Below are 13,914 nucleotides of genomic sequence, written 5' to 3'. Positions count from 1 at the left end.
CGCTGCCCGAAGGATTTCATCTCAAAACGTCATCATGCCTTAGGCATTAATATCCTCATATAGCTCTTGATACATCAGCTCACGCATTTTAAATTTTTGGATTTTGCCCGTGACTGTCATGGGGTATTGCTCCACAAACTTGATGTAGCGAGGCACTTTAAAGTAGGCGAACTTTTCGGTGAGGAAATGCCGAATATCCTCCTCTGAAATCGTGGCGCCACTGCGAATCTTGATCCACGCGCACACTTCTTCGCCGTATTTATCACTATGAACCCCAAACACTGCTGCATCTTGCACATCTTTATGGGTATAGAGTTTCTCTTCAATTTCACGGGGATAGATATTCTCGCCACCGCGAATAATCATATCTTTAATACGGCCAACGATTTGCACATAACCTTGCTCATCCATTTGCCCAATATCGCCAGAATGTAGCCAGCCTTCACTGTCGATAGTTGCCGCCGTTTTTTCAGGATCATTCCAATAACACTGCATGATGCAATAGCCACGGCTACAGACTTCACCGGGCGTATTGATAGGCAGCACTTCACCAAATTCATCGACGATTTTCACTTCGGTATGAGGTAAAGCACGGCCAACGGTAAGCACACGTTTCTCAACTGGTGAGTCGATTTCAGTAATGTGGTTCAGCGGGCTACACTCGGTTTGCCCATACCCAATTAACACTTCCTGCATATACATCAGGTTTTGTACCCGGCGCATCACTTCTTCAGGACAAGTCGCTCCCGCCATAACACCGGTACGCAGCGAGCTTAAGTCAAAGCGTTTAAATTCGGGGTGCTCTAACTCGGCGATAAACATAGTGGGTACACCGTGCAATGCGGTGCAGCGTTCACGCTCAACCACCTCTAAGGTGGTCAGCGGATCGAAGGAATCTCCTGGAAAGACCGCCGCGGCCCCCTTAGCGAGGCACACAAGGTTACCGAGCACCATCCCAAAACAATGGTATAAAGGTACTGGAATGCAGAGCTTATCTTCACAGGTAAACTTCATCGCCTCGGCCACTAAGTAGCCATTATTCAGGATGTTGTGGTGCGATAAGGTCGCACCCTTTGGGCTACCCGTAGTGCCAGAGGTAAATTGAATATTAATCGCATCAAAAGGGCTAAGTGATTCGGCGATTTGCTCGAGCGCAGTCTTGTCATCGGCCGTCACTTCAACCAATAAATCATCAAAGTTCAACATGCCGGGAGACTTTTCAGCCCCCATGCGGATCACAAATTGTAACTCGGGCAACGCCTTGGCCTGTAATTGCCCTGCGGCGCACACCTTAAGCTCTGGCGCTAACTCGTAGAGCATCTGCAAGTAATTACTGGACTTGAATTTATCGGCGCAGATCACCGCTCTACAGCCCACGTTAGTCAGGGCATATTGTAATTCTTCAGGTCGATAAGCGGGGTTGATACACACCATAATGGCGCCAATTTTGGCGGTGGCGAATTGGGTTAGACACCACTCAATATTATTGGGCGACCAAATGCCGACGCGATCTCCAGGACCTATGCCCAGTTTAAGTAAGCCTGTGGCCAAGGCATCAATTTGCGCAAGGTATTGGCGATAATTCCAGCGGATATCTTGATGATTCACGACAACGGCTAACTGTTCGGGATAAGTGTTAGCGATATCGTTAAGGTACTGTCCTATCGTTTTTTCAACAAGCTCCGGGGAATTTGGTCCCCGGAACTCACTGTACTTAAGTGGGTTTGTTGCTTGAGTCGTTGAAACAGACATTAAGGCCTCCGTGCTTTTTTATTATGGTTAGCGGGATTAAAACTAACCAAACCTCGGAACATCTCACAAGTAAAAAAGCACGGTATTAGACTAAAGAGTAAGGATGTTCTATTACTCGAACATCTTGATTAACGGGTAATAAACGCCACCTGTTTATCAGTGGTTAACACCTCTAAACGCTGCAAACGCTCCATAATCGCCAGCAATACCCCTTGGCGGCGCATATTCTCTAACACCCCAGGACTGAACACTTCGAGGCGAGTCATCGCAGTTAATAACAGACGGCATTGAGCGACACTGGCATCACGGATATAAGCAGGTTTATCAACTAAGTAACTGTTGTTATACCAGTAATCCCAAGTGAAATTAGCAAGTAACCAGCCCTGAGTAGTTAAATCGCTGACAAATTCCAACATGCGATCGCGGTGCAGGCTCACATCACCCGCGGTGAAATCTTTAAGGTATTTAGTGAATAGGCCACTGTCTGTGGTCATTGCTGAAGTTTCCATAGCACACCTCACTGTCTCAACATCACTCATATAAGTCGGGTATTGAAATAAGGCTTGGATTGGGACCTAAATCTGCCTACATTGCATCTATTTGCGGCGTCATAGCACCAGTGCATGAGGCATACCAGACTCGATAGAGATGACAGGGTAAGCGGTGTTAACTGAACGCTGACTTAACGCTCTCAATAATCTGCTCAGAGTACGGTTAATTGTGGGGCAAACAAAAAGTAAGATAAACTCAATGCATTAACTCGAAGAGACTGGCTGTTTTTGTGAAGGATAAAAGATGAACTACTGGCTGATGAAATCAGAGCCCGACGAATTTAGTATCGACGATCTTAAGGCTTGCCCCAATCAAACCGAAGCTTGGTTTGGGATCCGTAACTACCAAGCGCGTAACTATATGCGCGACGCGATGCAAATTGGTGATAAGATATTTTTTTACCATTCAAGCTGCAAAGTCCCTGGTATTGTCGGCATTGCTGAAGTGGTAACAAATGCTTATCCTGACAGCACTGCCTTTGATCCCGAATCAACCTATTTTGATCCTAAGTCAGATCCTAGCAACCCAAGATGGCTCAGGGTCGATATTCGCTTTGTGGAACAATTTAAGCAAATCATTCCATTGAGTTTGATTAAAAGCTTGCCACAATTAGCTGATATGTACTTAGTATCCAAAGGTTCAAGGCTGAGTATTCAACCCGTTACCGCCGAGCAATGGCAAGCCGTACTGATGCTCATTCGATAACAGCTTATGTTGAGCTCAAAATTCATCCATACGAGGTTGAATTTAACAGAGCGCAAGTATGAATAAATTCACCACTTCACTGATTGGCGGAGTCGTTTTCAGCTTAATCGCCCCGATAAACGCTTTGGCAAAACACGATAATGATAAAAAGGACAAAGACTTACCTCCAGGCTTACAGAAGAAAGTCGATAACGGCCAACCTCTCCCGCCTGGATGGCAGAAAAAACTGCACCGTGGCGATATCCTAGATTACGATATTTACAACCGTGGTCGCGTGGTAGTTTCGCTAGATAAAGACGGTGAGATAAGTATTCAAATTGAAGGTTCTATCATCAAACTCGATGAAAAAAGCCGCAAGATCCTTGATATTGTAAATATCATTACAGATTAAGATGAAATAAAAGCGCACATTTAAATTGTATTATGTGCGCTTTAGTAAAACCAAGAATACTTAAGCTTTCCACCATTTTTAACCTTTTTTAAAATCATACCAATAGCATAATTTAACTCAATTTCCCTCCGTTTCTCACATCCAAACATCCAAATTGATAAATCAGAAATTCAGCGTTATTTAAAAAACACAAAAAACACCCTAAGCACTACTCACTGATGAGGCTCATCTAACGATCAACATAACGAAGGGTAAAGTCACTCAAGCCGCAACAATTAGAAACAAACACACAGCATAAATTCTATTTAAAAATGAAAAGTAAATACAACTTTTGCTCTACTTTATAAAAGTATATGCAGAACGGCGCCCCATAAGATCACTCCTAACAAACGCCAATAACAATAAGTTACAAATTAAAGACACAAAAAAATCAAAATCAATTACATTAAAAATATTCACTTAATAACAATAGGTTAGATAAACAACAAAAACATAACCTATCAAATTTTGTTAAAATATAGTTATTTTTTTGTTTAATTTGTAACTTATAGCTTAATTTAATCTTAATTATTGACTATGTTCCACTCCGTTTATCTTCTCCGTATTGACATTAATGTAATCAACAAATAAATATATTGATGAAATTGTTAACAACCGATTTCACAAAAGAAAAACAATTAACCAATTAGAAATATAAATATAAAGGAGAAATGTATGAACTCGTTGTCTCTGACGGCAAAAGCAGTTCGCTACGGCATATTTGCCGCAGCAAGCTTAACAGCTTCAAACTTAGTTTATGCTCAAGCTGAAGAACAAGCTGAAACAATTGAACGTATTGAAGTCACTGGCTCAAAAATTAAGCGTATTGGTGAACTTGCACCGACTCCAGTTACCGTCATTACTGGTGATGGCTTAGTTGATGCAGGCGTTGTAAACGTTGCCGACTTATTACACAAAATGCCAAATACCTTAGTTGGTTTATCACCTGAAACGACCAACAATACCGTATTTGCTAGCGGTTTAAATAACACTGACCTTAGGGGTTTAGGTTCTGACCGTACCCTCGTGCTCGTTAACGGACGTCGATTTGTTGCAGGTGCACCAGGTTCAGGCGCCGTAGACCTTAACAATATTCCAACTGCGATGGTCGAGCGTATCGAAATTACCACAGGTGGCGCCTCAGCAGTCTATGGTTCCGATGCTATTGCGGGTGTAGTAAACATTATCACGAAGAAGAGTTTTGATGGCATTGCTGTAGACGTGTCAACCACTCAGCCGACAGAAGATGGTGGCGAAGAAGAATACGCCTCGATCACATTCGGTTCGGAGATTGGCAAAGCAAGCTTTGTGACAAACTTGAGCTGGGCACGTCAAGGCCAATTGTCTTATATGGACAGAGAGTTCTTACGTGACGCTCCTATTGTTGTCAGAAACCAAAATGCAACAGGTCCAGATGATCCACAAGCGGTTGTTTGGGGATATGGTCAGCAAGTACTTGCTTCATATAGCAAAACGGGTACTTTTGTTTCTAACGGTACGCGCTATACATTTGATGAAAATGGCAATGTTCGTCCAATGCAACTCGGTGAGCCTTTACCACCGCTAACTTCTGGCCGCGTGGATTATTTGGGCGGTGAGGGTTATAACTTTGCCGAAAACTCATTCATCAAAACCCCATTGGATCGTATCAACTTCTTCTCAGTAATGAGCTACGACATCAATGACAACCATAAAATGACAATGGAAGCGACTTTAAGCAAATCAGACGCTTATGGTGAAAGCTCTCCTGCGTTTTTAAACTTCAGATTATACGAAGATAACGGCTTCTTATCTCCAGAGGCGTCAGCACTTGTTAGTGCTGGTCAATCGGGTCCAGGCAAAGGTGTGAATGTTGGTTACTTAGCATCTGACTTCGGTAACCGCAAATATAGTCAAGAACGAACAACAGCCCGAATAGCATTAGGATTCGAGGGTTCTTTATCTGAACACTGGTCATATGATACCTACGCTACCATTGGTCATGTCCAAGCGGATACCGAATGGTATGGTGAAATGTTTGAACAACGCTTCTACGATGCTGTTGATACTGTAAAAGATGCTAATGGTAATGTTGTTTGTCGTAGCGAAAGCGCCAGAGATAATGGCTGCTTGCCTTTAAACGTCTTTGGCCGAGGTATTTTCGACCAAGATGCCTACGACTGGGTTAGCACTGACGCAATTCGTCGTTCGTCAATCACTCAATCTGCATTAGGCGCATCAGTAAGTGGTGACTTATTCGAATTACCCGCTGGTTTTGTATCAAGTGCATTCAGTGTTGAATATAGAAAAGAGAAAGCTGACACGTTACCCGATCCAGCAATGCGAGAAGGTTTGCTATTCAACAACCAATCTCAACCATTAGAAGGTGAGTTTGACGTAACAGAAGCTTCTGCAGAGTTTTCTATTCCATTGTTAAGTGATGTGACTTTAGTGCAAGACTTAACGTTAGAAACAGCATACCGCTACATGGATTACTCTACCTCAGGCTCTGATACAGCTTGGAAAGTTGGTTTGAACTGGGCTGTTTATGATGATTTAAGACTGCGTTTCAACCGTTCTAAGTCTGTTAGAGCTCCGAATATTGGTGAGTTGTATAACCCACCAGGGCAAACATTCAGAACGATGAGAGATTACTGTGCTGCAAGTTACCGTAATCAAATCAATCCTGACTATTTAGATAATGTGCTAGCAAACTGTGCGGCTCAGGGTATCCCTGCTGATTTCGAACCTTCACAGGATTGGTATGGCTCTACACGTCCTGGATTCATTGTAGGTAACGAAGATCTGAAGAACGAAGTAGCAGATGACATCACAATCGGCTTCGTTTACACCCCAAGCTATATTGAAAATCTTAGCTTTACAGTGGACTACTGGACGTTTGACATGAAAAATGTCATCAACAGTTTCACAGGTCAGGAAGTAGTAAAATATTGTTATCAATCAAGTACATTGAACAACCCATTCTGTCCTCTGCTTGAACGTGATCCTAATACTCATGAGATCGTTAACTACTACGAGAAACCAGTTAACTCAGCCACCAGCAAAACTTCAGGTTTTGATATCGAAGCTAACTACACCTTAGAAACGAGCTTTGGTGATTGGGGCTTCCGTTTATTCAGTACTTACCTAGAAGAACGCTCGTTCAACTCTACAGGTTTTGCTGAAGACGAAGTCAAAGAAACGGGTGAGCAGGAAAGACCACGTTGGCGTCATCGTTTCACTACAGACTATACCTATGAAGATTTTTCTGCAGTGTTAACCGCAAACTACCGTAGCAGCACAGTCCTCAGTAATGACTGGTCACCGAATCAAAACAATTACAACGATATTCCATCGTATATGACGTTTGATTTAACGACACGTTACAACATTACTGATGCACTACAAGTACGTGCAGGTATCCTAAACATGTTTGATGAAACCCCACCACGTCAACCAAGTGTTTACAACCAAGGTGCATACTATGACATCCTAGGTCAACGTATTACCGTTGGTGTTAACTATAAGTTTTAATTAGCTTTAATTAAGATCTCCCATTCAAAGTGACATATCTTCAATTTCGATATGTCACTTTTTTTACCTTGATGTTATAGCATAAACCTGCACACACTTAGCGCCCATCAAGCATACGGCCAAGCCCGCCGAGGACTGAACCTTCGCCGCGGTCGCTACCACCAGCAGAAGGAGCGTGAGCAATAATGCGATCCGCCATCCGCGAGAAGGGTAGACTCTGCAGCCACACAGTGCCATGGCCTTTTAAGGTCGCTAAAAACAGCCCTTCTCCGCCAAACACCATCGACTTCAATGAACCAGCGCGCTCGATATCGTAATCAATACCAGGGGTAAAACCGACCAAACAACCTGTGTCGACACGCAAGGTTTCACCTTTTAGTTCTTTCTTAACTAAAGTGCCTCCCGCATGGATAAACGCCATGCCATCGCCTTGTAAACTCTGCAGAATAAACCCTTCACCGCCAAAAAAGCCTGTACCTAAACGGCGATTAAACTTCATGCTAACGCGAGTTCCAAGGGCTGCAGCGAGAAAACTGTCTTTCTGGCAAATCAGCTCGCCACCATATTGGGCAAGATCTATCGCCAAAATCGTACCGGGATAAGGCGCTGCAAAGGCGACTTTGCGTTTTTGATGCCCGAGGTTCGTAAAGTGCGTCATAAAGATGCTCTCACCCGTCAGCACACGTTTACCGGCCCCCATCAACTTGCCAAAAAAGCCTGACTCCGGCTCGGAGCCATCACCCATTTTGGCCTCAAAGCTGATGTCCTGCTCCAAATAATTCATAGCACCAGCTTCAGCGATCACAGTCTCATTAGGGTCGAGCTCCACTTCAACCAACTGCATACTGTGGCCGATAATTTCATAGTCCACTTCATGGCAACGTCTAGACATACAATTCCCCTTTACTCTGTCAGTCCTTATTGATTTGATAAGTCGTAAAACATAGTTCGATTTAGGACTTACTCTATGACATAAAATGTCAGAATGCGATTATTTTTATCTCAATGTTGCAGCAGAAAATTGTTTCAAAACATGACAAGTAGCAGCGGATTAACCTAAACCCACTCCATTAAACTGCTCTGCTTTAGCAAATTCCTCTAGGATCAACTCAGTAAACAGCTTACCCGCACGGCCCAGGGGGCGCTCAAGGGTCGACACTAATTGGGGAATAAAGGTATAACGACTGCCACCGACAAAATCGACCTCCACAAGCTCACCTCTCAATAACTCCTCCTGCACTAAAAAATCTGGCAACCAGCCAAAGCCCAATCCTTTTAATAACGCGTTTTTTTTCATAATAAAACCAGAAAGATAAAACACTTTATCGCCACCGAATTGCAGCTCATCTCGATAGGTTTTATTGGGGGAGGAATCTTCGATGGTCAGCTCAACATGCTGCTGTAACTCAGGCAGACTGATTTTTTTTAATAGTGCCAGCGGATGTGAAGCACTCGTCACCAGCACGCTAGTAATCGCTGGCAGCGGCTGTGGGTGATAATAGGGGCCGGTGCGGTAGTCTTTAACCAACATCAGATCCGCATTATCACGTTCAAATCTGTGCTGCACACCGCCGAGAAACTCCATGTTGAGCTGAATTTTCGTCGGGATTTGATGCTCAGCCATTCGTTTAAGCGCCGTCATAATCGGCTCCATCGGCAAGGCGCCATCGATCACTAACTCCAGTTTTGGTTCCCAACCTTCACTAAAACGACTGGCAAGATGTTCAATATTGGCAAGGTGTTGTAACAGTCTTTGCCCCTCGGCCAAGATCACCCGCCCTTCACTCGTCAGCTCGGCGCGGTATTGGTCACGGCTAAAAAGTTGCACACCTAAATGTTCCTCTAGCTTTTTGACCTGATAGCTGACCGCCGATTGCGCCTTATGTAAACGCTCGGCAGCCTTAGCAAAACTGCCCTCTTCCACTAACACTTGCAACACATTAAAAGCATCAATATCGATGCGCATGGGGACTCCTTGGCGCGAATATAAATGTCACGCAAACGCTACGAAGCGTAAAGCAGCTAATACCATCTATTTTTTAGATTGAGATGACAGATTTATTATTCTTTTTTTTGTTCATCTAAGCAACTAAATTGATAAGAAGATCACAGTAATGCAACTTGCAACATAACAATAAGCCCTGTAGAGCCCCACTCACAGCGCATAAAACTCAAGGATCCACCATGCCATTTTATGTGAAACAAGGCCAAGTCCCCCATAAGCGCCATATCGCATTTGAGAAGGAAAACGGCGAACTATATCGTGAAGAGCTGTTTTCAACCCATGGTTTTTCCAATATTTATTCCAATAAATATCATCACAATATGCCGACGAAGGCGCTGGAAGTGGCGCCCTACCACCTCGGTCACGGTGCCCAATGGGAAGATTCTTTAGTTCAAAACTATAAATTGGACTCTCGCACGGCCGATCGTGAAGGCAACTTTTTTAGCGCCCGCAACAAAATCTTCTATAACAATGATGTGGCCATTTACACCGCAAAAGTCACCCAAGACACCGCTGAGTTTTACCGCAATGCATACGCTGATGAAGTGGTATTTGTGCACGAAGGTGAAGGCACGCTCTACAGTGAATATGGCACCCTAGAGATTAAAAAATGGGACTACTTAGTGATCCCACGCGGCACCACACATCAGCTCAAATTTAACGATTACAGTAATGTGCGCTTATTTGTGATTGAAGCCTTTTCAATGGTGGAAGTGCCAAAGCATTTCCGTAATGAATACGGTCAATTACTCGAGTCAGCGCCCTATTGTGAACGCGATCTACGCACGCCCGTATTGCAAGATGCCGTAGTTCAACGCGGCGCCTTCCCGCTGGTATGTAAATTTGGTGATAAGTACCAACTGACCACCTTAGAGTGGCATCCCTTTGACCTTGTGGGTTGGGACGGCTGTGTTTACCCTTGGGCATTTAACATCACCGAATACGCGCCGAAAGTCGGCAAAATTCACTTACCGCCTTCGGATCACTTAGTGTTTACCGCCCACAACTTTGTGGTGTGTAACTTTGTACCGCGTCCTTACGACTTCCACGAGCGCGCCATTCCTGCACCTTACTATCACAACAATATCGATAGTGACGAAGTGCTGTACTACGTTGATGGTGACTTTATGAGTCGCACCGGGATTGAAGCAGGCTACATCACCCTACACCAAAAAGGGGTGGCACACGGCCCACAACCTGGCCGCACCGAAGCCTCGATTGGCAAAAAAGAAACCTATGAATATGCAGTGATGGTGGACACCTTCGCCCCACTGAAACTAACCGAACATGTGCAAAATTGCATGAGTAAAGACTACAACCGCTCTTGGCTAGAAAACTAACGCTGCACAGCAGCATGAGTAAATGGCTTTACTAAACCGACTAGCCGTAAGTCACCACAGTGTACAAAGCAACAAGAGTGACTGCGTGTTGAATTAATCAAGAGGAACAGATCATGGCAAGCGAACTCAATCCACTGGGCTTACTCGGTATCGAATTCACCGAATTCGCCAGCCCCGACAGCGATTTTATGCACAAAGTGTTTATCGACTTTGGTTTTTCACTGCTGAAAAAAGCCAAGAATAAAGACATTTTGTACTACAAACAAAATGATATTAACTTCCTGCTCAACAACGAGCGCGAAGGGTTTTCGGCAGAATTTGCCAAATCCCACGGTCCTGCAATTTGCTCTATGGGCTGGCGTGTAGAAGATGCCGGCTTTGCTCACCGTGTGGCGGTAGAGCGCGGCGCCAAAGCCGTAGCCGATTCGGCCAAGGATCTGCCCTATCCTGCAATTTATGGTATTGGCGATAGCTTAATTTATTTTATCGACACCTTCGGTGCCGACAACAATATCTATGCCACTGACTTTGAAGACTTAAGTGAACAAGTTATCACCCAAGAGAAAGGCTTTATCGAAGTCGACCACTTAACCAATAACGTCTATAAAGGCACCATGGAACATTGGGCCAACTTCTACAAAAACATCTTTGGTTTTACCGAAGTCCGCTACTTCGACATCAGCGGCGTACAAACCGCATTGGTGTCTTACGCCCTGCGCTCACCCGATGGCAGCTTCTGCATTCCGATTAACGAAGGTAAAGGCAACGATAAGAACCAAATCGATGAATACCTGAAGGAATACAATGGTCCTGGCGTACAACACTTAGCCTTTAGAAGCCGTGATATCGTAAAATCCTTGGATGCGATGGAAGGCAGCTCTATTCAATGCTTGGATATTATTCCCGAATATTACGACACCATTTTCGATAAAGTCCCGCAAGTGACTGAAAACCGTGAGCGTATCAAGCATCACCAAATTTTGGTGGATGGCGACGAATCAGGCTATTTATTACAGATCTTCACTAAGAACCTGTTCGGCCCGATCTTTATCGAAATCATTCAACGTAAGAACAACTTAGGTTTTGGTGAAGGTAACTTTACCGCCCTGTTCCAATCGATTGAGCGGGATCAAATGCGCCGCGGCGTGCTGTAATCGCAGCCTTTAATACATAAGAAACAAAAACGGTACGCTCTGCGTACCGTTTTTTTATGTCCTATTGTCATCCCTTGTTTGTCACTCTTGTCGGATGGCCTTTCAATTATTGTCTTTCGCTCACGGCCTTTTGAGTATCGCCCCTTGCCCCCTTGGCTATAAACCGCTTGAGCATCACCAATTCGAACAACACCTATTGGCATTGCGCTTAAGCTTGATACTTTACAATCGTGTTTTTGCCCTTTGCCTTGGCTTGATACAAGGCCTTGTCCGCCAAATGCAGCAACGACTCGCCAGCGATGCCTTGCTGATACTCCACCCAACCAATGCTGACAGTGCAGTAAATCGTGTGCTCCTCGGCCGCTATCGACATCTCTGCAAAGGATTTTCTAATACGCTCAAGTACAGGCTGCACCTGCGCTGCATCGATATCCCTAAGTACAAGGGCGAACTCTTCACCGCCTAGACGCGCAGCAATATCTTGGCTGCGGCTGTGATTGTGTATCAACTGCGCCAACAGCTGGATGACCCTATCGCCCACGCTGTGACCATAGGTGTCATTAATCATCTTAAAGTTATCGAGATCCAACATTGCGACCGAATAAGACGTCGTTGATGTATCCAGATCCACTAGTTGTGGCATAAAACCACGACGATTTAATAAACCAGAGAGTGGATCATACAGGGCTTCTTGCTCTGCCGTTTGTTTGTCCTGCTCGGTGCGGCGCAACTGCGCTCTTTGTAGTGACACCCCAAAAATGGTCAATGCAGATGACAATACAAAGGCCATCATTTCGGTATTGGTTTGAAATGGTGTGGGATTAATAAAAGGACCATACCCCTGCGCCGTCGCTATAATCATAAACAGCATGGAGGCGCTACTAAAGAGTGCAAGGTAAAAGCGCGTCACCTCAAAGGACAGGACGATTAATAACGGTGGGATAATGTAAAACAACCAACCTAAGTCAAAATTTACGCCAATCAAACAAAATAGTGGCAGACCAATCAAAGGCAAAAGGAGATGACGCTTTTTAGTAATATTCAGTGCATTCGGTTCTACCCAACCTGCATAAAGCTGATACACCAACACTATGCCTAGAATATCGGCAAATAAGAACATTTGTCCCATCCGCCAAAATGCACTCGAGGGAATATAGCCGCCTAATACTAAATTTCCCGATAACAGGGCGCTCGAGCCTAAAATAGGCACTATGCACGCTACAACCACAAACTTCATCAAATCGTTTGCACTGCGAGTCCCAAGGGGTAAGAAACGTCGTAGCAAATACATAGACATAGCGGGAGAAAGCATATCAATCAACGCCGCTATCGCCGTATGGGCTATCGAGAGAATCAGCGAAGTATCCTGCGTCATTCCTTGATAATTCAGCATAAAGCTTGCCAGGAAGATAAGCGCCAACGCCTTACGCCCCCAGATTAACAGCATGACTAATGCCACGCCCGATGGTAGCCAAATCAAGGTGATATTCGCGGGCTGTAAACTAAATAAAGTTTGCCCCCAAGCGCCCGTCATCCAATAGATCACCGACGCCAATAGCAGCGCAGCATTGCTCTGTCGAAGTGGAAAAAATGGCGTAAAAAGTGTCTTCAATCCGTCATCAACCCTGCAAAGTGATAAGGCTATTAATCTGAATAGAGCTAACTAAACGCAAATGCGCGACACCATAAAATGTATTAGGCGCAACAGTCTAGGCTAAGTGTAATAGATAAAAGGCTTTTTGCTTTAACACGCCTATTCGCCACCCCGATTTACCGCTGAAGGCGCACTTAAACCGTATCGTGGATCTGTTTAATCACTTTACAAGGATTACCTACGGCGACACTGTTAGCGGGAATATCTTTATTCACCACACTCCCCGCACCGATCACACAATTATCACCAATGGTCACGCCGGGCAACACGCAGACATTACCTCCTAGCCATACATGGTGGCCAATCTGAACAGGCTTACCGTATTCAGTTGTGAGGCGTGCACTGGGTTCAATAGGATGTGTTGCGGTAGAGAGCAACACATTGGGACCAAACATCACATGGTCGCCAATGGTCACTTGGCAAACATCGAGTATGGTTAAGTTATGGTTAGCGTAAAATTGCTTACCGATTTGAATGTTATAACCGTAATCACAAAAGAAGTTAGGTTCGATATGGCCGCAATTCGGGATGAGCAACAATTCCCGTAAATAGGCCATGCGTGCCTCAAGCTGCGTAGGATCGGCATGATTGAATCGATGACACATCAATTTAGCCTGCATTCTTTCAGCTAATAAGGTTTCATCTGAGGCGATATAGGGTTGGCCCGCCAACATTTTTTGCTTTTCTGTTATCAAGTTTCAACACTAACTGCTTGTAATAATGACGCAACCCTAACAATCGACCAGCAAAAATTCAAGAAACATAACAACTGCGGACAAAAATGAGTCAAAGGCGACTGAAAGCGCCGC

At 44.5% G+C, this 13,914-nt stretch carries 11 protein-coding genes; 5 read left to right on the top strand and 6 right to left on the bottom strand.

Annotated elements, in window-relative coordinates:
• Window positions 1-39 precede the first annotated feature (39 nt).
• On the bottom strand, window positions 40-1,752 hold the full coding sequence (locus tag ACUZ8J_RS08710; RefSeq protein WP_446693593.1) for an AMP-binding protein: 1,713 nt from the start codon (window positions 1,750-1,752) through the stop codon (window positions 40-42).
• A gap of 128 nt (window positions 1,753-1,880) precedes the next feature.
• Entirely contained in the window at window positions 1,881-2,261 is a 381-nt protein-coding gene (locus ACUZ8J_RS08705) for a DUF6508 domain-containing protein (RefSeq protein ID WP_023265694.1), read from the bottom strand.
• A 286-nt stretch (window positions 2,262-2,547) separates the two neighbouring features.
• Between ACUZ8J_RS08705 and ACUZ8J_RS08700 the strand changes: the two genes are divergently transcribed.
• The 3 genes from ACUZ8J_RS08700 (at window position 2,548) to ACUZ8J_RS08690 (ending at window position 6,952) form a co-directional block, all read left to right on the top strand.
• Window positions 2,548-3,009 (top strand): EVE domain-containing protein, encoded by a 462-nt coding sequence (locus ACUZ8J_RS08700; protein WP_446693592.1) that lies wholly within the window; start codon window positions 2,548-2,550, stop codon window positions 3,007-3,009.
• 58 nt (window positions 3,010-3,067) lie between these two features.
• The gene (locus tag ACUZ8J_RS08695; RefSeq protein WP_446693591.1) at window positions 3,068-3,400 is read left to right on the top strand and encodes a hypothetical protein; all 333 of its coding nucleotides are present in this window, start codon (window positions 3,068-3,070) and stop codon (window positions 3,398-3,400) included.
• 714 nt (window positions 3,401-4,114) lie between these two features.
• Window positions 4,115-6,952, top strand: a complete 2,838-nt coding sequence (locus ACUZ8J_RS08690) for a TonB-dependent receptor domain-containing protein (protein WP_208659108.1) — start codon at window positions 4,115-4,117, stop codon at window positions 6,950-6,952.
• Window positions 6,953-7,049: 97 nt separating this feature from the next.
• Here the strand turns inward: ACUZ8J_RS08690 and ACUZ8J_RS08685 are convergent, their stop codons facing one another.
• Together ACUZ8J_RS08685 and ACUZ8J_RS08680 are read right to left on the bottom strand one after the other, a co-directional pair.
• The gene (locus tag ACUZ8J_RS08685; RefSeq protein ID WP_023265690.1) at window positions 7,050-7,844 is read right to left on the bottom strand and encodes a TIGR00266 family protein; all 795 of its coding nucleotides are present in this window, start codon (window positions 7,842-7,844) and stop codon (window positions 7,050-7,052) included.
• A 159-nt stretch (window positions 7,845-8,003) separates the two neighbouring features.
• The gene (locus ACUZ8J_RS08680; protein WP_446693590.1) at window positions 8,004-8,918 is read right to left on the bottom strand and encodes a LysR family transcriptional regulator; all 915 of its coding nucleotides are present in this window, start codon (window positions 8,916-8,918) and stop codon (window positions 8,004-8,006) included.
• Between the two features lie 218 nt (window positions 8,919-9,136).
• Between ACUZ8J_RS08680 and ACUZ8J_RS08675 the strand changes: the two genes are divergently transcribed.
• On the top strand, window positions 9,137-10,297 hold the full coding sequence (locus tag ACUZ8J_RS08675; protein WP_446693589.1) for a homogentisate 1,2-dioxygenase: 1,161 nt from the start codon (window positions 9,137-9,139) through the stop codon (window positions 10,295-10,297).
• A 113-nt stretch (window positions 10,298-10,410) separates the two neighbouring features.
• Window positions 10,411-11,451 (top strand): 4-hydroxyphenylpyruvate dioxygenase, encoded by a 1,041-nt coding sequence (gene hppD, locus ACUZ8J_RS08670; protein ID WP_446693588.1) that lies wholly within the window; start codon window positions 10,411-10,413, stop codon window positions 11,449-11,451.
• A 208-nt stretch (window positions 11,452-11,659) separates the two neighbouring features.
• Here the strand turns inward: hppD and ACUZ8J_RS08665 are convergent, their stop codons facing one another.
• Both ACUZ8J_RS08665 and ACUZ8J_RS08660 read right to left on the bottom strand, forming a co-directional pair.
• Complete coding sequence (locus ACUZ8J_RS08665) at window positions 11,660-13,063, bottom strand: diguanylate cyclase domain-containing protein (RefSeq protein WP_446693587.1); 1,404 nt, start codon at window positions 13,061-13,063, stop codon at window positions 11,660-11,662.
• Window positions 13,064-13,239: 176 nt separating this feature from the next.
• A complete protein-coding gene (locus tag ACUZ8J_RS08660) occupies window positions 13,240-13,779 on the bottom strand; it encodes a sugar O-acetyltransferase (protein ID WP_446694921.1) in 540 nt (179 codons plus the stop codon).
• Window positions 13,780-13,914 lie beyond the last annotated feature (135 nt).

The sequence above is a fragment of the Shewanella sp. Koi 1 genome, assembly GCF_052907445.1.
Note: the sequence above shows the minus strand (reverse complement) of the source record. Positions and strands in the feature narration are given on the sequence as shown.

What these genes read in the sequence shown, in the direction of transcription:
- hppD (WP_446693588.1), top strand. Translation starts at nt 10,411, where the DNA reads ATGGCAAGCGAACTCAATCCACTGGGCTTACTCGGTATCGAATTCACC.
- ACUZ8J_RS08710 (WP_446693593.1), bottom strand. Translation starts at nt 1,752, where the DNA reads ATGTCTGTTTCAACGACTCAAGCAACAAACCCACTTAAGTACAGTGAG.
- ACUZ8J_RS08685 (WP_023265690.1), bottom strand. Translation starts at nt 7,844, where the DNA reads ATGTCTAGACGTTGCCATGAAGTGGACTATGAAATTATCGGCCACAGT.
- ACUZ8J_RS08705 (WP_023265694.1), bottom strand. Translation starts at nt 2,261, where the DNA reads ATGGAAACTTCAGCAATGACCACAGACAGTGGCCTATTCACTAAATAC.
- ACUZ8J_RS08690 (WP_208659108.1), top strand. Translation starts at nt 4,115, where the DNA reads ATGAACTCGTTGTCTCTGACGGCAAAAGCAGTTCGCTACGGCATATTT.
- ACUZ8J_RS08700 (WP_446693592.1), top strand. Translation starts at nt 2,548, where the DNA reads ATGAACTACTGGCTGATGAAATCAGAGCCCGACGAATTTAGTATCGAC.
- ACUZ8J_RS08680 (WP_446693590.1), bottom strand. Translation starts at nt 8,918, where the DNA reads ATGCGCATCGATATTGATGCTTTTAATGTGTTGCAAGTGTTAGTGGAA.
- ACUZ8J_RS08675 (WP_446693589.1), top strand. Translation starts at nt 9,137, where the DNA reads ATGCCATTTTATGTGAAACAAGGCCAAGTCCCCCATAAGCGCCATATC.
- ACUZ8J_RS08660 (WP_446694921.1), bottom strand. Translation starts at nt 13,779, where the DNA reads ATGTTGGCGGGCCAACCCTATATCGCCTCAGATGAAACCTTATTAGCT.
- ACUZ8J_RS08695 (WP_446693591.1), top strand. Translation starts at nt 3,068, where the DNA reads ATGAATAAATTCACCACTTCACTGATTGGCGGAGTCGTTTTCAGCTTA.